The following is a 19,648-nucleotide window of genomic DNA, read 5'->3' as shown; positions in this document are numbered from 1 at the left end:
CTGGATTGGATGCCGGCGCCTGATTCGATCAGTACGTCATGTCGGGCGGCAAGCAGTTTTTTTATCGTCTCCGGGGTTGCTGCAACGCGGGTTTCTCCATTCCGGCTTTCGACGGGGATGCCTAGCTTCATGCAAAGCTCCTGCTGTTATATATTTGTGGAAGGTGTCTCGAACGGCACGTCTGGAATGCCCGATAAGGAAGCATTCCAGACGGAGGGCGGATTAGAACGCGTGGCGAATCCCGGTGGTCAAGCCCAGGCGATTGCCGAACAAGGTGCCGGATGCGGCGCCGAGTGTGGTCCAGGCGCCGGTTACCTTGGTGTAATCAGCCGTGAAGTAGACATCGGTGCGCTTGCTGAAGGCGTAGTCCAGCGTCGGCGCCACGGTGACGCGCGTACCGCTGGTGCCGGCGTGTTTCAGCTTGTCGAAATACACCGCATTCCACAGGCTCCATGGACCGTTGATATTCCATTTGAAACCGGCAGAGTAGGAGTTGTTTTTGTAGTCGGCGATATCCAGTTTGTTATTGATATACGCCAGGTACCACTTGACCGATCCCACCGTGTAAGTACCGCCCAGACTCCAGGCCGTCTGTTTGCTGTTGGCGCTGATGGCGGAGGAGAAATAAGTCGTCGAATTGTTCAGGGTCTGATACGCGCCACCAACATGCAACGGGCCATTGTCATAGGCCAGACTGACGGCCTTCGACGCGCCATTGTTGATATCACCGGCGACTTCACCGGCACTGTAAGCGACGTTGGCGGTCAGTCCATTCCAGGTTTGCGCGTAACGAACGGTGTTGTCCAGACGCGCACCCATGGTGTAATTGCCGCCTTGGAAACCGATCGTCTGCGTGACGTTGGACATGACGTAGACGTCATAGCTGACCATCATGTCATGAATGACAGCGTACTGGCGACCCAGTGTCACTTTGCCGAAATTGCCTTGCAATCCAACCAGCGATTCGCGACCGAACAGGCGGGTGCCGGTGGTCGGTTGCTGTTGCAGAGCACCCGTGTCGGTGCCGAAGCCGGCTTCAAGGGAGAACAGGGCGCTCATGCCGCCACCCAGATCTTCTGTTCCCTTGAAACCGATACGGCTGCCGCTGAGCGGACCGCCTGCCAATTGCACCTTGCTGCCGCCGGCGGCATTTTCATTGGTGCTGTAACGCACCGACGAATCGACAATGCCGTAGATCGTGACGTTGCTTTGCGCATACGCGGTGCAGCTCAATGTACTGAGAACTGCTGCGGCTAGAGCTATTTTTTTCATTCCTACTCCCTTGTAAGTAATAAGTGCTACACCCTCAAACCAGACTACATTCGCACCATGGCAGCAAGCCATGCCTCAATAATCGACCGCCAGGATGTCAGTCAAAACGGTCGAAATTCTTTCTACGTCAGTGCCGCGACGGCTTGCGCCATGCGTCGGCAACCTTCTTCAATGACCTCGATGCCGGTGGCGATCGACATGCGGAAATACGGCGACACGCCATAAGCGGATCCGGCCACCAGGGCGACGCCGGTGCTTTCCAGGAAGTACATGACGACGTCGATATCGCTCTCCAGGGACTGTCCCTGTGGCGTCTTGCGGCCCAGCAAGCCGCCGCAATTGACAAACAGATAGAAGGCGCCGCCGGGAGTACGGCAGCTCAGGCCGGGGATCGCATTGAGCAATGCCAGTCCGCGATCGCGGCGCTGGCGATAGACGGCGGCGAAGTCTGCAATGAACGATTGGTCGCCGGTGAGCGCGGCCAATGCGGCGGCCTGGCTGACCGAGCTCGGATTGCTGGTCGATTGCGACTGCAAGATGTCGAGCGCGGCGATCAGGTCCGATGGTCCGGCGGCGTAACCGATGCGCCAGCCGGTCATGGCATAAGTTTTTGAGACGCCATTGATCACCAGTGTGCGTTTGCGCAATTCGGGTGCCGCATTGAGCAAGTGGGGCGTAGACGCACCGTCAAAGCGGATGTGTTCGTAGATGTCGTCGGTCATGATCATCACTTGCGGATGACGCGCCAGTACATCGGCCAACGCACGATATTCGGCAAGCGTGTAGGCGGCGCCGGTGGGATTGCTGGGCGAGTTGATGATCAGCCATTTGGTGCGCGCGGTTATCGCGGCGCTGAGCAGCGCCGGGGTCAGCTTGAAGCCGTCTGCTTCGGTGCAAGCGACGATGACCGGCGTGCCGTCGCAGGCCATGACCATGTCAGGATAGGAGACCCAATAGGGTGCCGGCACCAGCACTTCGTCGCCGGCTTCGACGGTGATGGCCAGCGCGTTGAAGATCGCGTGCTTGGCGCCGCAGGTGGTGATGATGTCGCTGGCGTCGTAGACCAGATTGTTTTCCCTGGCCAGCTTGGCGGCGATGGCATTGCGCAATGCCGGCGTGCCGGCCGTTGGGGTGTAGCGTGTTTCGCCACGTTCAATGGCCGCGCATGCCGCTTGCCGGATATGCGCAGGGGTGTCGAAATCCGGTTCGCCCACGACCAGGTTGACGATGTCTTTTCCCTGGCGACGCAGTTCGGAGGCGCGTTCTGCCGCGGCGCTGCTGGGTGATTGTTTGATGCGGCGCACGCGGCCGGCGATGCGTGATGAGGTCACACTAGCTCTCCAAAGGCAAATAAGAGCGCCTAAGGTAAGCTCGCATAGTTGATTTAGCTAAGACGACTTTCGTCTGGCAAAATAACGTCGTCTTATGGGTGATCGGAAAAGACGATGGGCGTTTCCCGAAACCGGCTCAGTTCAGGCTTGCATCCGATTTTTTGATCGAGGCTCGGGAAGCCATATGCCAAAAGGGTTACAGGCTGGTTTGGCGAAGCCTCCCGGCGGCTGCGATGGCGGCATGAAAAATATTTTGTATAAATAATTTGTGTGGCGCCATCTGTGTTGAACCTGCAACGTCCTGCGTCATACAAAATACTTCTGTCGCGATAGCGTTATCATTGGACGCATAAAAAATTCTAAAGAACAACAAGTTGCAACCGATCGTAAACATGCATCCGTCCACGGTTTGACAATGGCGTGATTCTTGCATTGCTGTCTGGTTGAACTGCAAGGAGATGAATCGTGAATCTGCGCCGCCTGAAGTATTTTGTCAAAATCGTTGATATCGGCAGCCTGACGCAAGCTGCCGAAATTTTGCATATCGCGCAACCGGCCTTGAGCCAGCAACTGGCGACGCTGGAAGGCGAATGCCGTCAGCAATTGTTGGTGCGGACCAAGCGCGGCGTGACGCCGACCGAAGCCGGCAGCACGCTGTACAGGCATGCACAAATCATTTTGCGTCAGGTTGAGCAGGCGCAGAATGATGTAAAGAAATCGGGGCAAGCCTTGTCCGGCAACGTCTCCGTCGGCCTGTCGCCGGGCACCGCGGCATCGGCGTTGTCGTTGCCCTTGTTGCAGACGGTGCGCGCACGTCATCCCGGCATTTTGTTGTATATCAACGAGAATTTCGGTACGACGCTCAGCGAACTGATCATGAACGGCCGCATGGATATGGCCGTGCTGTATGGCGACAAGTCATTTCACGGCTTGTCCTACAAGCCCTTGCTGAAGGAAGATCTCTATCTGGTGGCGCCGACTTGCCTGCATCTGCAGGGCAAGGAAATACCGCTGGCGCAATTGCAGGATATCGAACTGCTGCTGCCACGTCCCTATAACTATGTGCGCAAGTATGTCAACGAGGCATTCATGGGAGCGCAGATGGTGCCGCGCGTGGTGGCCGAGATTGAATCCGCCGCGACCTTGTCGGCGGCGATCGGCGCTGGACTCGGCGCCACCATCTTGCCGGTGTCGGCCGCCCGCGTGATCGCTTCGTCTGGCAACGCGACCTTGCAGCGGATTGTCAATCCGGTGATTCTGGCGCCGCTGTCCTTGTGCGAATCGGATCATCTTCCGCTTTCGGAGCCGGCACGCGCGGTCAAGGATATTTTGCTGGAACTGGTGGATGATCTGGCCCGTGACAGCGGTCTGGCCGAGCGTCAGGAGCCGATCGAACAGCTTTGATTGCCCTGGGTCGCATGCTTGCGCGGCGCGCCTCCCGGGCGCTGTCATCCGGTGCCGGCAATAATCCATAAGACTGCCTTATCCCTACAAAGCCAATCCGTCTTATCGCAATTTCCTGTGGCCGTATATATTGGGCTAACAGAAATCGAGACGCATCGCGGATCGGAAAACGCACGTTTCGGGCTTGGATAAGGTAACAAAAGATGGATCTAAAAAAAATAAAATCGCTGGTGGAATTGCTGCATCACTCGCGCCTGACGGCGTTGGAATTGAGTGAAGACGGTGACAGCCTGCGTCTGGAAAGACATGTTCCCGGCGCTGCCGGCGCCGCCATCGCGCAGGCCGCCGCAGATTCGGCCGGCCGGAGCGCCGGTGCAGAACCGGCGACGCCGGCGGCGAATATTGCGCCCGCCAAGCCTCCCGGTGCGGCAATGCCGGTAGTGCCGTTTCATGTCGTCAAGGCGTCGATGCAAGGCATTCTCCATCTCACGCCTGCTCCCAACGAAGCGGCATTTGTCGGCATCGGCGACCAGGTTCAGGCAGGGCAAGTCATTTGCGTGATTGAAGCGATGAAGATGTTCAATACCATCGAGACGGAAGCGGCAGGGCGGGTGGTTGCCATACTTGCCGAAGCAGGGGCGGAGGTGAAGCAGGGGCAGCCGCTGTTTCATATCGAATAAACCGTCGCCTGTTCGCTGCGGTTCGCCGATGTCGGGGCGCCGGAAAATCATTCGACCTCCATTCCACCAACTCCACCAACTTCGTCACTGTCCATGCTCAAGAAGGTACTCATTGCCAACCGCGGAGAAATCGCTTTGCGCATTCAACGCGCCTGTCGCGAACTCGGTATCGAAACGGTCGCCGTTTATTCAGAAGCCGACGCCGATGCCAAGCATGTGCGGCAGGCGACGCAATCCTTGTGCATCGGTCCGGCACATCCCGGTAAAAGTTACCTGAACAAACTGGCTTTGCTGCAAGCTGCGCAATTGTGCGGCGCCGATGCAATTCATCCGGGTTATGGGTTTCTATCCGAAAACGCCGAGTTTGCGGAAATGATCGAGCAGGCCGGCCTGATTTTCGTCGGCCCGTCGGCGGCCTCGATTCGCATCATGGGCGACAAGATAGCGGCCAAGCGCGCCATGAAGCAAGCCGGCGTGCCCTGCGTACCCGGCTCCGACGGCGCGCTGGCGGCCGATCCGCAAGCATTGAAACAGGCGGCCCGCGACATCGGTTATCCGGTCATCGTCAAGGCTGCCGGCGGCGGCGGCGGCAAGGGCATGCGCGTGGTCCATGCCGAGCAGCAGTTGCTGGAAGCGGTCGCACTCACGCGTGAAGAGGCGCGCCGCGCCTTCGGCAATCCCGAGCTGTATATGGAAAAATTCCTGGAGCATCCGCGTCACGTGGAAATCCAGGTGCTATGCGATGGCCATGGCAATGCATTCTGGTTGGGCGCGCGCGATTGCTCCATGCAGCGGCGGCATCAGAAGGTGATGGAAGAAGCGCCGGCGCCGGGCATCGCGGACGAGATCCTGCGGGAAGTCGGCGAGCGCTGCGTCAATGCCTGCCGTCAGATCGGCTATCGCGGCGCCGGCACCTTCGAATTCCTGTTTGAGGATGGTCGTTTCTATTTCATCGAAATGAATACCCGCCTGCAAGTCGAACACCCGGTCACCGAATTGACCAGCGGCATCGACATCGTGCAAGCGCAGCTCAATGTCGCCGGTGGCGCCATGCTGACGCTGCGGCAGTCGGAGATCGGCTGCCACGGCCACGCCATCGAATGCCGCATCAATGCCGAAGATCCCTATTCATTCCTGCCTTCGCCCGGCGCCATTACCGGTTGGGATATCCCGGGCGGCAATGGCGTGCGCATCGATTCGCATGCCGGTGTCGGCTATGTGGTGCCGCCCTATTACGATTCGATGATTGCCAAACTGATCGTGCATGCGCCAACCCGCGAACAGGCTTTGGTGCGTATGCGCGGCGCCCTGGAGGAAATGCAGGTGGGCGGTATTTTGACCAATCTGGGACTGCATCGCGAACTGATCGCCGAACCCGGATTCATGGCCGGCAGCGTCGATATTCATCATCTCGAACGCTGGCTCAAGCAACGGAACGCATCGTGAACAAATCTCTCTCCGTCAAAACAAGCGAACCGGCAACGGATCCGGCGCAAGAACAGGAAGGCCGTTTGCAACAGATGAATATCAGCATGCTCGGCACGCGAGCGATTTTGTTCGAAGCGCCGGGAGACATGGATATTCAGCATCAACGGCGCATCTGGAGCATGGCGCAGCGCTTTGCCGACTGGCCCGGCGTGCGCGAAGCCGTACCCGGCATGACCAATCTGATGTTGACGTTCAGGCAGTCGCCAGCAGATCTGGCGAGCTTGTTTTCCGCGCTGCGCGACGCCTGGGAGCAGGAAGCCGAGCTCGTCATTGAGGGGCGTCAGATCGAGTTGTCCGTGACCTATGGCGGCGAGGGCGGACCGCATCTTGCCGATGTGGTGGCCCATACCGGCTTGTCGATCGATGACATCGTCCATTTGCACGCCGCGCCGCTCTACACCGTCTATGCCTTGGGGAGTCATCCCGGTTACTGCTATCTGGGCGGCATGGATCCGCGCATCGCCACGCCGCGCCGCAAGGTGCCGGTGGTGCGCTTGCCCGGCGGTTCGGTGTCGATCGGCGGAGCCCAGACCGGCGTGTCCGCCTCTGCCGGCCCAAGCGGCTGGAGCACGATCGGTCATACTGAAATGGTCTTCTTCGATCCGTCGAAAGCGCAGCCGGCGACCTTGTCGCCGGGAGATCTGATCCGGTTTCGTATCGGGAAGGTGATGAAATGATTGAAATTCTTGCTACCGGCGCGCTCAGCACAGTGCAGGATCTCGGCCGTGAGGGTTCGTTGCGTTTCGGCGTCGGCACTTCAGGTGCGATGGATGACCTGGCGCTGGCCATCGGCAATATCTTGTTGGGCAACGATGGCAATGCCGCTGCCATCGAGGTGCCGATCCTGCCGTTCAAGCTCCGTTTTCTGGACGATACCGATTTCGCCTTGACCGGCGCCAACTGCGATGCGCGGCTGGATGCCCAGGAAATTCCGCCATGGTGGTGCCTGCATGCGAGCAAAGGCCAGGTGCTTACGCTCGGCGTGCCGCAATCCGATGCACGCGCTTATCTGTGCCTGGCGGGCGGCATCGATGTCGCCGAAGTACTGGGCTCGCGCAGCACGCAGATGCGCGGCAACTTCGGCGGCCTGGAAGGACGGCCCTTGAAGAAGGGCGATCTCCTGCGTAGCGTGGCGCGTGCACCGGGAGCGACGCCGCGTTCGGCGATTTCCCTCCACGGTTTTGGCGTGCGTCCGCCGGCTTTCGGTTTGCCCTTGCACGCCGCCGGTCAGGATGGCGCGACGGCGACTGCGGTACGCGTGCTGCCGGCAGGCGAATACGAGTCTTACACCGACGCGTCGCTGGAACAATTCTGGCAAGCCTGCTGGCAAGTCACGCCGCAAAGCGATCGCTATGGCTATCGGTTGAAGGGGCCGGTGCTGGCGGCCAGGAGCGTGATCGAAAAACGTTCGCACGGCATCGTGCCCGGCGTGATTCAGGTGCCCCAGAGCGGTCAGCCGATCATCCAGTTGCGCGACGCCCAACCCTCGGGCGGGTATCCCAAGATCGGTACGGTCATCGAGGCCGACCTCTGGCGGCTCGGCCAGACCAGAATCGGCGAATCGATTCGCTTCCTGCAAGTGTCGTACCAGGAAGCGGTCGCCGCCGAAGAAGAAAAGCAGCGCTATCTGGCGCAGTTGAGTCAAGCCGTGCAATTGCAACGCAAGGCCCATAGCTGATGATTGCGGAGTCTGTATGAATAACGATGAATTGCGGGAACTCATCACCCTGATGGAAACCGGTGATCTCAATGTACTGGAACTGCGCCGGCCGGCATTCAGGCTGCGCCTGGAAATCGCCGGGGAGGCACGCCGCGGCGCTCCGGCGTTGACCGATGCCGTCGTCGGCATGGCCGGCGCCGTCGATAGCGCCGCTACGGTGGTGACGGCGCCCGGTTTCGGCATCTTCAGCACACGCCACCCGGCGCGCCAGGAAGCGTATTGCGAAGACGGTGCGCAGGTTGCCTGCGGCGACACGCTGGCCATGTTGCGGATCAATGAAATCTATATTCCGGTGCTCAGTCCGGCAAGCGGAAGACTGCGCCGACTGGTCGCCGACGAAACCTTGATCGGCTATGCCGCGCCCTTGTTTGAAATCGTTGCGCAATGATGGCAAAACAAAAAGACAGGAAAGCATCATGAAAATTGACTTGAACGCCGATATCGGCGAAGGCTTCGGCTGCTACACGATGGGGGATGACGAGGCGCTCATGGAGATCATTTCGTCGGCCAATATTGCTTGCGGTTTTCATGCCGGAGATCCGGTCATCATGGATCGCACCATCCGGCTGGCCGCCCGGCGCGGCATCGATATCGGCGCGCACGTCGGTTTTCCCGATATGCTGGGATTCGGTCGTCGTCAGATTCAGGCCGATCCGCACGAACTGAGCAACTATGTGGTGTATCAGCTGGGGGCGTTGTCGGGCCTTGCCAGGCGCGCCGGCTGCAAGATGACCCACATGAGCTTTCATGGCGCATTGGGGAATATGGCCGCCGCCGACGATGCCTTGGCCGATCCCCTGGTGAAGGCGATTGCCGAATTCGATCCCGGGCTGATCATCAGTGTCTCCACCAACACCGCGATCGAGCGCGCCGCGGAACGTTATGGCCTGACCTGCGCCACGGCCTTTCTGGCCGATCGCGCTTACGACGATCAGGGCGCCCTGGTATCGCGCAAATTGCCAGGGGCGGTGATTGAAGACAAGGCTGCCGTTTTGCAGCGCGTTGTCGAACTATTGCAGGATGGTTGCATCCGCTCCATCTCCGGCAACAAGCTGGAAATGAAGGTCAGGCAGATCCTGGTGCATGGCGACACCGGCGGCGCCGTGGCATTGGCCGGGTCGATCCGGCAGGCGATTGCGGACGCCGGCGGCGATGTCGTGCCGGTGTCCCGACTGGTCTGATGGTTGTGTATCTGTCGCGTATCGATATTGCAGCACGCATAAGCTTGTCTTATCCCCTCAAAGCCATTCCATCTTGGCGGCCTTGAGACCCCTCATATATAGTCAATTGCACAGGATGGCGCCGTTCCCGACGGTCATCCGATTCCAGTTTCATCAGAGAAAGAAGAGCTCATGCCATTTTCAGATTACAAGACTGCCCTGGTTACCGGCGCCTCCACAGGGATGGGCGCGGCAATCGTCGAACGATTCTGCAAGGAAGGCCTGGAAGTTCATGCGCTGGCGCGCAGTGAAGACGCACTCAACGCGCTGGCGGCCAAGACCGGTTGCATACCTCACGTCCTCGATGTGCGCAATTTGCCGGAATTGACCCGGCTTTCGCAATCGGTGCAGTTTGACATTCTGGTCAACAACGCCGGCATTTCCACGCCGGGCTCCATCCTCAATGCCAGCGAAAGCGACGTCGACTCGCAGGTCGAGATCAATTTGCAGGCGGTGCTGCATCTGGTGCGGCTGATCATGCCGGGCATGGTCAACCGCGATCGCGGGCATATCGTCAACATCAGTTCGATTGCGGCGATCTACAATTTCAATGGCAATTCCATCTATCACGCCACCAAGGCGGGCATTCATGCCTTGTCGCGACAGTTGCGCGTCGATGCGCTGGGCAAGCGCGTGCGCGTGACGGAAATCTGTCCCGGTCGCGTCGCCACCGATATTTTCGGCCATGTCCATGGCGACATAGAAGCCGCCCGCAAGCAATTCATCGATGGCTTCGAGTTGCCGCAGGCATCCGACATTGCCGATGCGATCGCATTTGCGATTGCCGCGCCGATCGCCGTCAATATCGGCAACATCGAGATCATGTCGACCCTGCAGGTCTGCGGTGGTTTGACCACGCTCAAGCCCGAGGCGTCCTGATTTACCTGCCGGCAATGCAGGCGACTTCCTTTGCATTGCCGGCAACATCCCTTCACCCAGCGAATACCGTACAGAAAGCAAGAGGCAAACATGGAACACATTGGCGCGCGTAGAAACCCATCGGCCCCGCAAGCAAGCGCAGCCGTGATCGAAAAACTGAAACACATTCCCGCCGCACTGATCAGCGACAACATGCGTCGTATCGTCGGCACCTCCAATCTGCGCCCGATGCATCGTGGCGGCGTGCTGGTCGGTACGGCGGTGACGGTGCGGGTGCGCCGCGGCGACAATCTGGCGATTCATCGGGCCTTCGATTTCTGCCGTCCCGGCGATGTCATGGTCATCGACGGCGGTGGCGACACCACGCAGGCATTGATGGGGGAAATCATGTGCAGCTATGCCGAAAAGCTCGGCCTGGCCGGCTTGGTCCTCGACGGCGCGATTCGCGATATCGCCGCGATCCGGGAAAAGGATTTCCCGGTGTTCGCCCGCGGCGTCACCCACAAGGGGCCTTACAAATGCGGTCCGGGCGAAATCAATGTGCCGGTCAGCATCGACGGACTGGTGATCAATCCGGGCGACATCATTGTTGCCGATGATGATGGCATGGTCGCTTTTGAACAGGCGGAAGCCGACTACCTGATCGTCAAGGCGCTCGAACAGATCGAACGCGAACACGCCACCATGGCGCAGATTCGGGAAGATCGCTATGACCGCTCCTGGATTGACGCGCTGGAAGCCAATAGCGCGCGTTAAGCCAAGCCGGGCAAGGATGATCCGGCAGTAACGGCAAGGTTCGGAGCGACGCGGCGCACAGCAGCGCCTCCGGATTGCATGCCAATAAAAAACATATCGGAGATAAGCATGAGCAACAATATATTGGTCACGCGCGCCACTTTTCCTGAAGTCCTGGACAAGCTGCGCGGACAATTCGACGTCATCGACAATCAAAGCGATACCCCGTGGTCGCAATCCGAACTGATCGCCAGGCTGCAGGGAAAATGCGGTGCCGTCACCCATGGCAGCGACAAGATCGATGCAGTCCTGCTGGATGCCTGTCCGGATCTCAAGGCGGTGTGCAATGTCGGTGTCGGCTACAACAACATCGACGTTGCCGCCTGCACCAAGCGCGGCGTGCTGGTGACCAATACTCCCGATGTGCTGACCGAAACCACGGCCGACTTCGGTTTTGCCTTGCTGATGGCGACCGCGCGCCGGATTGCCGAATCGGACCGCTATGTACGCGCGCGCCAGTGGCACAAGACCGGTGTGCATGACATGTTGCTGGGCGCCGACATACACGGCGCGACCATGGGCATTCTGGGCATGGGGCGTATCGGCCAGGCGATTGCCCGGCGCGGTGCGCATGGTTTCAACATGCGCGTCATTTATCACAATCGCTCGCGCCTGAGCGCTGACATCGAGCAGCAATGCCAGGCGCACTACGTCTCCAGGGATGAACTGTTCGGGCAAGCCGATCATCTGATCGTGGTCGTGCCTTATTCCGCATCGTCACATCACGCCATTGGCCATGCCGAACTGCGTCAGATGAAAAGAAGCGCGACCGTGATCAACATCGCTCGCGGCGGCGTCATCGATGATGCCGCGTTGGCACAGGCATTGCAGGACGGCACCATTGCGGCGGCGGGCCTGGATGTGTTCGAAGGGGAGCCGAACGTGCGTCCCGATTTGCTCGATATTCCCAATGTCGTGCTGACGCCGCATATCGGCAGTGCTTCGATGAGGACGCGCTTGGCCATGGCGCTGCTGGCGGCGGACAATCTGCTGGCAATCTGTAGCGCCGGCGCCGTCGATATTGCGCCGTTGACGCCGGTCAATCCCGAGGTGCTGACACATCCATTGCGCTTGCGCGCCTAGCTCGCTTGCCGGGCATTTCTTTGTGGATCGGTTGGAATGAAGGCATGGCGGACGGGCATGATTTGCCCGCCTGACAGGCCGCCGACGATGCCTCGGATGCGGTGAGCGTCCCCAAATTGGGGATGCCCGCACCATCCGGGATAGTTGTTGCACCACCATGCCGGAAACTTATCATCCCAGATGAAAAGCATCTTTTCATATGGCTTTCGTTGCGCGTATTCTCTTCGACATACTGAATTGCATGCGGCAAGAATGTGCGGAAGTGATAAAGAGGGAGAAACACCATTAATCAGCATCTCAATTTTTCGGCGATTTTACAGGGCGAGTATGCCGATCTGCTATGGAAGGGGATCGTCCTGACGCTTGAGTTGACGGTCGCCTCATGGCTGTTGGCCCTGGTGCTGGGAACCGTTCTGGCCACGGTCAGAATGACCAATCGTAGGCTGGCCAGGATCGTGGTGGGCTGCTTCGTTGCCTATCACCGCAATGTTCCCATGCTGGTGCAGATCATGATGTGGTATTTCGCATTGCCGTCTTTATTGCCCGTCGGTGCGCAGCTCTGGATCAATCAGTTCAACGGGGAATTCCTGTATTCGGTGATCGCCATCGGCCTGTGCATGGCGGCCTATGTTTCCGAGGATATCCGCAGCGGACTGCGCGCGATTCCCCATGGGCAGTTCGAGGCATCGCGTGCGCTTGGTCTGAGTTATATCCGCAGCATGCGCTTTGTGATTCTGCCGCAGGCCATGCGTATCGCGGTGCCGCCGCTGATCAACCATACCGTGCTGTTGTTCAAGAATACCAGCCTGGCCATGGCCATCGGCGTGGCTGAGCTGACGTATGCCACGCGCCAGATCGAGAATTACACCTTCCGCACCTTCGAAGCCTATTTTCTGGCAAGCGCCTGGTATCTGGCCCTGTCGCTGGCGCTGATGGGCGCGGGGGCCTTGCTGGCGCGTCACTACCGCATTCCGGGGAGCAAGTAGCCGATGTTTGAAATCTTAAGCAATTACTGGGATCTGCTGCTGCTCGGTCAATATCCGAGTGGTCCGCTGGGCGGCCTCAGCATCACGTTGATCCTGTCGCTGCTGGGGCTGGGACTGGCCTTTCCGGTGAGCATCGTACTGGCATTGGCGCGCATCAGTCCGATCGCGGCCGTGCGCATTCCCGCCACGGTCCTGGTGTATGTGATTCGCGGCATTCCCCTGATCATGGTGATCTTCTGGGTGTATTTTTTTCTGCCGCTCCTGATCGGCCGCACGATCACCGGCTTTACCACGATGCTGTGCACCCTGGTGATCTATCAAAGCGCCTATTTGTCGGAAGTTATCCGTGCCGGCATGGAAGCCTTGCCCAAGGGCCAGATCGAAGCCTCGCGTGCGCTTGGTCTCGGCTATTTCAGAACCATCCGTTTTGTGATTCTGCCGCAAGCGCTGTACAACATGATGCCTAGCATGATCAGTCAGTTCGTCTCGACGATCAAGGAAACGTCGCTCGGTTATGTCATCAACGTGCCAGAGATCACCTTCGCCGCGAATCAAGTCAACAATCAATTGCTGACGCAGCCGCTTGCCGTTTTTTCCATCCTGGCGTTGGTTTATTTCCTGCTCTGTTTTTCTTTCACCGAATTGGCTGATTACATCGAGCGCCGCATCACCAAAAAGCGCGATGGAAAACACAAGAAAATCAAGCTTGGCAAGCCGTCCAAGCGCAACTATATCGCCATGTCAACTGCCACCGCCAGCAAGGAAAATTCATGATCATTTTTACCGACGTCAACAAGTGGTACGGCAATTACCATGCGCTCGTCAACGTCAATGCGCAAGTCAAGCGCGGAGAAGTGGTGGTGGTCTGCGGACCATCGGGATCGGGTAAATCAACGCTGATCCGCACGGTCAACCGGCTCGAGGATATTCAGAAGGGCCAGATTGCCTTCGACGGACAAGACGTCAATGCAGCAGGGCTCGACCTGAACAAGTTTCGTACCCGGGTCGGATTCGTGTTCCAGCAATTCAATTTGTTCCCGCATCTGTCCGTATTGGAAAACATCATTCTTTCGCCGACGCGAGTCAATGGCCTCAAGCGCAGCCTGGCAAAGGAGAAGGCGCTGGGCTTGCTGGAGCGCGTCGGGTTGTCGTCGAAGGCGGATTCCTATCCTGGTCAATTGTCGGGAGGCCAGCAACAGCGTGTGGCAATCGCGCGCGCGCTTGCCATGGATCCGCCTGCAATGCTGTTCGATGAACCCACCAGCGCACTCGATCCGGAAATGGTCGGCGAGGTGCTCAATGTGATGAAAGGCCTGGCCCGCGACGGCATGACGATGATGTGCGTGACTCACGAAATGGGATTCGCGCGCGAGGTCGCCGATCAGGTCTGGTTCATGGACGCCGGCGTGATCCTGGAAAAAGCCGAACCCGAAAAATTCTTTTCACGGCCCGAACATCCGCGCGCGCAACGTTTCTTGTCGGATTTGCGCTCGCATTGACATTGATTATCTGCGGATTCGTCCTGATCAAGCGAATCCACATTTCTTTGTCCTTGCCTTTTTCATTTTCAAGGCTGCAAGGACTTCCCATAAGACCTGTTCCAAGAAAAACTGAGGAGCTTTACAACATGAAACTCAATCGATTGCTTTCCGGGCTCTTGCTCTCCTGTATTGCCGCTTTGACGCTGCAGGCGCGCGCCGATCAATTGCAGGAAGTCAATGCGCGCAAGGAGCTTATCTGCGGCGTCTATGCTGACGTCGTTCCATTTTCCTATCCGGATCAAAAGACGCGCGCCCTGGTCGGCATGGACGTCGATCTGTGCAATGCGCTGGCGAAAGAAATGGGACTGAAGCCGACGCTCAAGCCACTGTCGGTGGAGGCACGGATTTCTGAAGTGAAGATGGGGCGCGTGGATCTGGTGATCGCCAACCTGGCCTACACCAAGACGCGTGGCGAGCAGATCGAATTCAGCAATGCTTACTACATCACCAAAGAGGTGTTGCTGGTGAAAAAAGCAGATGCCGCCAAGACGCTGACCGATTTTGAAGGCAAGCGCATCAGCGCCACCAAGGGCTCGACTTCCGAGCAATCGATTCACCTGGCGGTCAAGAATGGCGTGCCGGTCACCTTCCAGGATACCGGCTCGGCCTATCTGGCATTGCAACAGAACAAGGTGTCGGGCTTCGTCACCAACATGATGACGGCGATCCAGTTCGTGCAGCAAACCAAGGGCTCGCCGGACGAATTGGCGATCCTGCGCGAACCAATGGTGCTTGAGCCGATTGGCGCCGGCATGCGCAAAGGCGAACCGGCCTTTGCAGCAGCGGTCAATAAAGCCCTGATGGGACTGGAAGCCAGCGGCGAGTTCAAGAAAATCTGGGACAAATGGCTCGGCCCCGATACCAAGTACGGCATCACGCGTACGGAGAAAATTGCTCCTTTGAGCGAACTGAAATTCCAGCCGCTGCAATAGGCGAATCGCCGGCGTTGCGGGCAGAAATAAGGCACAGACCTTAGCCCGCCGCGCGGATGTAGTTGCTGTCGTCGTACCTGGTGTTGTACCTGATTTCACGCGCTGTTTTAAGGGATTGATGCGTTTGCATCAATCCCTTTTTTTATTTCTCTATTTACTTTCTTTCCATGTCTACCCGAGATTTTTTTCTTGCCTTGCTGACCGTGACGATCTGGGGCGGCAATGTCATTGCCGTCAAACTGGGCGTACTCGACCTGCCGCCTTTGCTGATGACGGCGCTCCGACTCTCGATGGTGGCGTTGATGTTGATGCCGTTTGTGCGTCTGCGGCGCTGCAATTTGCGCTGGATATTGTTATTTTCGCTGACGTTTTCGACGCTGCATTTTTCCCTCATGTTTCTCGGCCTCAAAATGGCCGAAGCCGGTACCGGCGCCATCTTGCTGCAAATGGGGACGCCCATTGCGACGCTGCTGGGCGTCGCGATCTTCAGGGAGTCGCTGTCGCCGTTGCAGTTCTGCGGCCTGCTGATTTCCTTCGGCGGGGTCGTGTTGCTGACTTTTAGTCCGGCGATTCCGCCGTTACTGCCATTTTTATTGCTGCTGGCAAGCGCCTTGGCCTGGGCGATATCGAACCTGATCGCCAAGCACACGCCGCAGATCGACATGATGGAGCTGATTTGCTGGGCATCGTTTTTCGGCGTACCGCAAGTGGCGCTCCTGTCTTATGTCTTTGAGCATGGCCAACTGCAGGCCATGCTCAATGCCGGTTGGATCGCCTGGTCTTCGGTGGCGTATTGCGCGGCGCTATCGTCCACGCTCGGATATTGGCTGTGGTATGGCTTGCTGCGCCGCTACGCGATTGGAAAGATCATGCCATTGTCGTTGTTGAGCCCGGTGTTTTCGGTGTTCCTTGGTGTACTTGTCTTTAAAGACTCGGCGGATCTCAAAAAGATTGCCGGCGCCGTGATCACGGTCGGCGGTATTGTATTTGTGCAGTATTTTTCTACATCGCGAATTGCAAATGCCGATTAAAGGCCGGGTCCTGTGCAATATAGACCCAGCCCGCCATGGCTCAACTTGCCATTCGATCGTCCACTACCAGCTGGTCTCCCGCTCCGCCGTCGACGAGATCTTGTGGATTGACAGATCCGCGCCTTCGAATTCCTGTTCCGGATCAAGGCGGATGCCGATGGCTTTCCTGAGCAGGCCGTAGACGATCCAGCCGCCGGCCAGGGCGATGGCGATGCCCAGCGCGGTGCCGCACAGCTGCGCCATGAAGGATACGCCGCCGATCCCTCCCAGCGCCTTGGCGCCGAAGATGCCGGCCGCCAGTCCGCCCCAGGCGCCGCACAGGCCGTGCAGCGGCCAGACGCCGAGCACGTCGTCGATCTTCCATTTGTTTTGCGTGCGCGTGAACATCCACACGAAGATCGCGCCGGCAATGCCGCCGGTGAGCAGCGCGCCGAGCGGATGCATCAGGTCGGAGCCGGCGCACACGGCGACCAGTCCCGCCAGCGGGCCGTTGTAGACGAAGCCGGGATCGTTCTTGCCCATGACCAGCGCCACCAGCGTGCCGCCGGCCATGGCCATGAGCGAGTTGAGCGCGACCAGGCCGTTCATCTTGTCCAGGGTTTGCGCGCTCATGACATTGAAGCCGAACCAGCCGACCGTGAGGATCCAGGCGCCCAGCGCGAGGAAGGGAATGTTCGACGGCGGATGCGCGGCGACGGCGCCTTCCCTGGTGTAGCGTCCGCGTCGCGCGCCCAGCAGCAGCACCGCAGGCAGGGCGATCCAGCCGCCGACCGCATGGACCACGATGGAGCCGGCGAAGTCGTGGAATTCGGCGCCGAAAACGTTCTTGATCCAGGCCTGCACGCCGAAGTGCTGGTTCCAGGCGATGCCTTCGAAGAAGGGATACACCAACCCGACCAGCACCGCCGTGGCGATCAATTGCGGATGGAATTTGGAGCGTTCGGCGATGCCGCCGGAGATGATCGCAGGAATCGCGGCGGCAAAGGTCAGCAGGAAAAAGAATTTGACCAGTTCAAAGCCGCTGCGCGCCGCCAGCGTTTCGGCGCCGCTGAAAAAGCTGACGCCGTAGGCGACGTAGTAGCCGACGAAAAAGTAGGCGATGGTCGATACCGCAAAATCGGCGAGGATCTTGACCAGCGCATTGACTTGATTCTTGCGGCGTACGGTTCCCAGTTCCAGGAAGGCAAAGCCGGCATGCATCGCCAGGATCATGATTGCACCGAGCAAAATGAAGAGCGCATCGGCACCATTTTTGTGATCGTCCACAGAGAAATCTCCCAATAACTGTGCAAAAAAGTTTAAAAAGCACCTTATTAAGCAAAAATCATTCCATTTCGGTGCAAATTTTTAGATCGCTGAATTTAAAGGGAAATTTTTATTGCGATTGAGGCATCTGTAAAAATCGCACGCAAACTGTGCGGAGCATTGCGTCCGTTTGGTGCGGTCTGAAAAACGAGCAATTTACGCAACCTCCCTTGCATTGCCGATGAAGGCTGCGCCACGTGGAAAGAATTCAAGATTTGTTTGCTGCAATATCGAAAATGAGAAGATGAGTGCATTGCGATTTGCGCAGGTCGGCAGCTTTTCATGGAACGGTCATATTGCATTGCTACAGTGCAATTTTTCATGCCGCCAGCCAAGGAGTCCGCCATGCCCGACGACCAATCCTCTTCTTTCCCCGACAGCGGTCATAGCCGCCGCGACTTCCTGCGCGACGCAGCGCTCGGTACCGGCGCGCTGCTGACCGGCGGCGCGCTGGCGCCTGCGTCCGCGTTCGCCCAGCAAGCACCCGCGATCGTGACGTCGGAGCGCTTGCGTCCGCAAGTCGACAGCGGCGCCATGAGCGGCGACATCACGCGCGATGCCGCCATGCTGTGGAGCCGCACCGACCGTGCGGCGCGCATGGTGGTGGAGTACTCGGTCAACGAGAATTTCAAGGATGCGATCACCGTCGCCGGTCCGGCGGCGCTGGCGCGCAACGACTACACCGCGCGCGTGGACCTGCGCGGCTTGCCGGTGTCGCAGCGCTTGTACTATCGCGTGCGCTTCCAGGACTTGCAGCACGAATCGGCGTGGAGCGCGCCGGTAACGGGCAGCCTGATCATTCCCGGCGGCGGCGAGCGCGACATCAGCTTTGCGTTTTCCGGCGATGAAGCGGGGCAAGGCTGGGGCATCAACGAAGCATGGGGCGGTTATCGCGTGTATGAAACCATGCGTCGTTTCAAGCCCGATTTCTTCATCCACTCGGGCGACCAGATTTATGCCGACGGTCCGATTGAGGCCGAGGTGAAGCTCGATGACGGCAGCATCTGGCGCAATCTGGTGACGCCCGCCAAGTCCAAGGTGGCGCAGACGCTAGCCGACTACCGCGGCAACTTTGCCTACAACCTGATGGATGCCAACAAGAAGCGCTTCATGGCCGAGGTGCCTTTCCTGGTGCAATGGGACGACCACGAGGTGCGCAACAACTGGTATCCGGGCCAGGTGATCGGCGCGGCGGAGAAGCGCTATCAGGAGCGTGAACTGAACGTGTTGAAGCAACGCGCCCGGCAGGCGATGTTCGAGTACAACCCGTTCCGCATCGACGTCGCCGATCCGGATCGCATCTATCGCGCATTCAATTACGGTCCGTTGCTGGAAGTGTTCATGCTCGACGAGCGCAGCTATCGCGGCGCCAACTCGCCTAACCGCCAGCCCGTGCAAGGACCGGACGCAGCCTTCCTCGGCGCAGCGCAGATGCGCTGGATCAAACAGGCATTGTTGCGTTCGCGTTCGACGTGGAAGGTGATTGCCAGCGACATGCCGATTTCCATCGTCGTGCCCGATCTGAATCCGGACGTGCCGCAAGGCACCTTCGAGGCGTGGGCCAATGCCGACAACGGCAAGCCGTCCGGACGCGAGCTGGAAGTCGCGGAGCTGCTGCGCTTCATCAAGCGCCACAACATCAAGAACGTCGTGTGGGTGACGGCGGACGTGCACTACGCATCGGCGACCTGTTACATGCCGGAGAAGGCGCAGTTCACCGACTTCAAACCATTCTGGGAATTTGTCGGCGGACCGCTGCACGCAGGCACCTTCGGTCCGGGCGAGATCGACCGGACATTCGGTCCGGACGTGCGCTATGTGAGCATTCCCGCCGACATGAAGCAGAACCGCTCGCCTGCTGATCTGTATCAGTTCTTTGGCATCGGCAAGATCGATGCGAAGACGAAGGTGATGACGGTGTCCCTGCACAACGTCGACGGCAAGAATCTGTTTACCGTCGATCTGTCGCCCGAGGTCTGAG

Annotated in this window: 20 protein-coding genes and 1 pseudogene; 16 read left to right on the top strand and 5 right to left on the bottom strand. The window is 58.7% G+C overall.

All coding sequences use genetic code 11. The features are described 5' to 3' along the window. The 4 genes and pseudogenes from PMI16_RS25360 to PMI16_RS15550 all read right to left on the bottom strand — a co-directional run. Nucleotides 1–131: pseudogene (locus PMI16_RS25360) on the bottom strand (NAD(P)(+) transhydrogenase (Re/Si-specific) subunit alpha); the annotation flags it as partial. Nucleotides 132–222: 91 nt separating this feature from the next. Beyond that, nucleotides 223–1,272 (bottom strand): porin, encoded by a 1,050-nt coding sequence (locus PMI16_RS15560; protein WP_007881156.1) that lies wholly within the window; start codon nucleotides 1,270–1,272, stop codon nucleotides 223–225. 122 nt (nucleotides 1,273–1,394) lie between these two features. Then, nucleotides 1,395–2,603, bottom strand: a complete 1,209-nt coding sequence (locus PMI16_RS15555; protein WP_007881154.1) for an aspartate transaminase — start codon at nucleotides 2,601–2,603, stop codon at nucleotides 1,395–1,397. Between the two features lie 196 nt (nucleotides 2,604–2,799). Continuing rightward, complete coding sequence (locus tag PMI16_RS15550; RefSeq protein WP_034380776.1) at nucleotides 2,800–2,997, bottom strand: hypothetical protein; 198 nt, start codon at nucleotides 2,995–2,997, stop codon at nucleotides 2,800–2,802. A 71-nt stretch (nucleotides 2,998–3,068) separates the two neighbouring features. On the opposite strand from PMI16_RS15550, the gene nac reads away from it, so the two are divergent. From nac to PMI16_RS15475, 15 genes are all read left to right on the top strand, one after another. Further along, nucleotides 3,069–4,007, top strand: coding sequence for a nitrogen assimilation transcriptional regulator NAC (gene nac, locus PMI16_RS15545; protein ID WP_007881152.1), 939 nt, complete (start codon nucleotides 3,069–3,071; stop codon nucleotides 4,005–4,007). 203 nt (nucleotides 4,008–4,210) lie between these two features. Then, complete coding sequence (gene accB / locus PMI16_RS15540; protein ID WP_007881150.1) at nucleotides 4,211–4,687, top strand: acetyl-CoA carboxylase biotin carboxyl carrier protein; 477 nt, start codon at nucleotides 4,211–4,213, stop codon at nucleotides 4,685–4,687. 93 nt (nucleotides 4,688–4,780) lie between these two features. Then, nucleotides 4,781–6,133 (top strand): acetyl-CoA carboxylase biotin carboxylase subunit, encoded by a 1,353-nt coding sequence (accC, locus tag PMI16_RS15535; protein WP_007881148.1) that lies wholly within the window; start codon nucleotides 4,781–4,783, stop codon nucleotides 6,131–6,133. Then, on the top strand, nucleotides 6,130–6,852 hold the full coding sequence (pxpB, locus tag PMI16_RS15530) for a 5-oxoprolinase subunit PxpB (protein WP_007881140.1): 723 nt from the start codon (nucleotides 6,130–6,132) through the stop codon (nucleotides 6,850–6,852). The genes accC and pxpB overlap by 4 nt, the downstream gene beginning before the upstream one ends. Beyond that, nucleotides 6,849–7,853: a biotin-dependent carboxyltransferase family protein gene (locus PMI16_RS15525; RefSeq protein WP_007881137.1), complete on the top strand. Its 1,005-nt coding sequence runs from the start codon at nucleotides 6,849–6,851 to the stop codon at nucleotides 7,851–7,853. The genes pxpB and PMI16_RS15525 overlap by 4 nt, the downstream gene beginning before the upstream one ends. A gap of 16 nt (nucleotides 7,854–7,869) precedes the next feature. Next, a complete protein-coding gene (locus PMI16_RS15520) occupies nucleotides 7,870–8,283 on the top strand; it encodes an acetyl-CoA carboxylase biotin carboxyl carrier protein (protein WP_007881135.1) in 414 nt (137 codons plus the stop codon). Nucleotides 8,284–8,311: 28 nt separating this feature from the next. Next, nucleotides 8,312–9,076, top strand: a complete 765-nt coding sequence (locus PMI16_RS15515) for a LamB/YcsF family protein (RefSeq protein ID WP_007881133.1) — start codon at nucleotides 8,312–8,314, stop codon at nucleotides 9,074–9,076. 171 nt (nucleotides 9,077–9,247) lie between these two features. Beyond that, nucleotides 9,248–9,994 (top strand): SDR family oxidoreductase, encoded by a 747-nt coding sequence (locus PMI16_RS15510; RefSeq protein ID WP_007881131.1) that lies wholly within the window; start codon nucleotides 9,248–9,250, stop codon nucleotides 9,992–9,994. Nucleotides 9,995–10,084: 90 nt separating this feature from the next. Further along, entirely contained in the window at nucleotides 10,085–10,750 is a 666-nt protein-coding gene (locus PMI16_RS15505) for an RraA family protein (RefSeq protein WP_007881129.1), read from the top strand. A gap of 108 nt (nucleotides 10,751–10,858) precedes the next feature. Then, the gene (locus PMI16_RS15500) at nucleotides 10,859–11,872 is read left to right on the top strand and encodes a 2-hydroxyacid dehydrogenase (protein WP_007881127.1); all 1,014 of its coding nucleotides are present in this window, start codon (nucleotides 10,859–10,861) and stop codon (nucleotides 11,870–11,872) included. Nucleotides 11,873–12,156: 284 nt separating this feature from the next. Continuing rightward, nucleotides 12,157–12,858, top strand: coding sequence for an amino acid ABC transporter permease (locus PMI16_RS15495; protein ID WP_034380773.1), 702 nt, complete (start codon nucleotides 12,157–12,159; stop codon nucleotides 12,856–12,858). A gap of 3 nt (nucleotides 12,859–12,861) precedes the next feature. Beyond that, nucleotides 12,862–13,632, top strand: coding sequence for an amino acid ABC transporter permease (locus PMI16_RS15490; protein ID WP_007881124.1), 771 nt, complete (start codon nucleotides 12,862–12,864; stop codon nucleotides 13,630–13,632). After that, nucleotides 13,629–14,357, top strand: a complete 729-nt coding sequence (locus tag PMI16_RS15485; protein WP_007881123.1) for an amino acid ABC transporter ATP-binding protein — start codon at nucleotides 13,629–13,631, stop codon at nucleotides 14,355–14,357. Before PMI16_RS15490 ends, PMI16_RS15485 begins: the two co-directional genes overlap by 4 nt. Nucleotides 14,358–14,485: 128 nt before the next feature. Beyond that, a complete protein-coding gene (locus tag PMI16_RS15480) occupies nucleotides 14,486–15,331 on the top strand; it encodes an ABC transporter substrate-binding protein (protein ID WP_007881121.1) in 846 nt (281 codons plus the stop codon). 167 nt (nucleotides 15,332–15,498) lie between these two features. Continuing rightward, nucleotides 15,499–16,362 (top strand): DMT family transporter, encoded by an 864-nt coding sequence (locus PMI16_RS15475; RefSeq protein ID WP_007881119.1) that lies wholly within the window; start codon nucleotides 15,499–15,501, stop codon nucleotides 16,360–16,362. A 63-nt stretch (nucleotides 16,363–16,425) separates the two neighbouring features. Here PMI16_RS15475 and PMI16_RS15470 read toward each other — a convergent pair whose 3' ends face one another. Then, nucleotides 16,426–17,628 (bottom strand): ammonium transporter, encoded by a 1,203-nt coding sequence (locus PMI16_RS15470; protein ID WP_007881118.1) that lies wholly within the window; start codon nucleotides 17,626–17,628, stop codon nucleotides 16,426–16,428. A gap of 384 nt (nucleotides 17,629–18,012) precedes the next feature. Here PMI16_RS15470 and PMI16_RS15465 point away from each other — a divergent pair, with 384 nt between their 5' ends. Next, nucleotides 18,013–19,647: an alkaline phosphatase D family protein gene (locus PMI16_RS15465; protein ID WP_007881117.1), complete on the top strand. Its 1,635-nt coding sequence runs from the start codon at nucleotides 18,013–18,015 to the stop codon at nucleotides 19,645–19,647. The last annotated feature ends 1 nt before the right edge of the window (nucleotide 19,648 follow it).

It is taken from the genome of Herbaspirillum sp. CF444 (assembly GCF_000282135.1).
In the GTDB taxonomy this organism is placed as follows: domain Bacteria; phylum Pseudomonadota; class Gammaproteobacteria; order Burkholderiales; family Burkholderiaceae_D; genus Herbaspirillum.
Note: the sequence above shows the minus strand (reverse complement) of the source record. Positions and strands in the feature narration are given on the sequence as shown.

Excerpts from the sequence above, each read along its gene's own strand:
- PMI16_RS15550 (WP_034380776.1), bottom strand. The coding sequence starts at position 2,997 with ATGTTTACGATCGGTTGCAACTTGTTGTTCTTTAGAATTTTTTATGCG.
- PMI16_RS15515 (WP_007881133.1), top strand. The coding sequence starts at position 8,312 with ATGAAAATTGACTTGAACGCCGATATCGGCGAAGGCTTCGGCTGCTAC.
- PMI16_RS15525 (WP_007881137.1), top strand. The coding sequence starts at position 6,849 with ATGATTGAAATTCTTGCTACCGGCGCGCTCAGCACAGTGCAGGATCTC.
- accC (WP_007881148.1), top strand. The coding sequence starts at position 4,781 with ATGCTCAAGAAGGTACTCATTGCCAACCGCGGAGAAATCGCTTTGCGC.
- PMI16_RS15510 (WP_007881131.1), top strand. The coding sequence starts at position 9,248 with ATGCCATTTTCAGATTACAAGACTGCCCTGGTTACCGGCGCCTCCACA.
- PMI16_RS15480 (WP_007881121.1), top strand. The coding sequence starts at position 14,486 with ATGAAACTCAATCGATTGCTTTCCGGGCTCTTGCTCTCCTGTATTGCC.
- PMI16_RS15490 (WP_007881124.1), top strand. The coding sequence starts at position 12,862 with ATGTTTGAAATCTTAAGCAATTACTGGGATCTGCTGCTGCTCGGTCAA.
- PMI16_RS15475 (WP_007881119.1), top strand. The coding sequence starts at position 15,499 with ATGTCTACCCGAGATTTTTTTCTTGCCTTGCTGACCGTGACGATCTGG.
- PMI16_RS15520 (WP_007881135.1), top strand. The coding sequence starts at position 7,870 with ATGAATAACGATGAATTGCGGGAACTCATCACCCTGATGGAAACCGGT.
- PMI16_RS15465 (WP_007881117.1), top strand. The coding sequence starts at position 18,013 with ATGCCCGACGACCAATCCTCTTCTTTCCCCGACAGCGGTCATAGCCGC.
- PMI16_RS15505 (WP_007881129.1), top strand. The coding sequence starts at position 10,085 with ATGGAACACATTGGCGCGCGTAGAAACCCATCGGCCCCGCAAGCAAGC.
- PMI16_RS15485 (WP_007881123.1), top strand. The coding sequence starts at position 13,629 with ATGATCATTTTTACCGACGTCAACAAGTGGTACGGCAATTACCATGCG.
- accB (WP_007881150.1), top strand. The coding sequence starts at position 4,211 with ATGGATCTAAAAAAAATAAAATCGCTGGTGGAATTGCTGCATCACTCG.
- PMI16_RS15500 (WP_007881127.1), top strand. The coding sequence starts at position 10,859 with ATGAGCAACAATATATTGGTCACGCGCGCCACTTTTCCTGAAGTCCTG.
- PMI16_RS15560 (WP_007881156.1), bottom strand. The coding sequence starts at position 1,272 with ATGAAAAAAATAGCTCTAGCCGCAGCAGTTCTCAGTACATTGAGCTGC.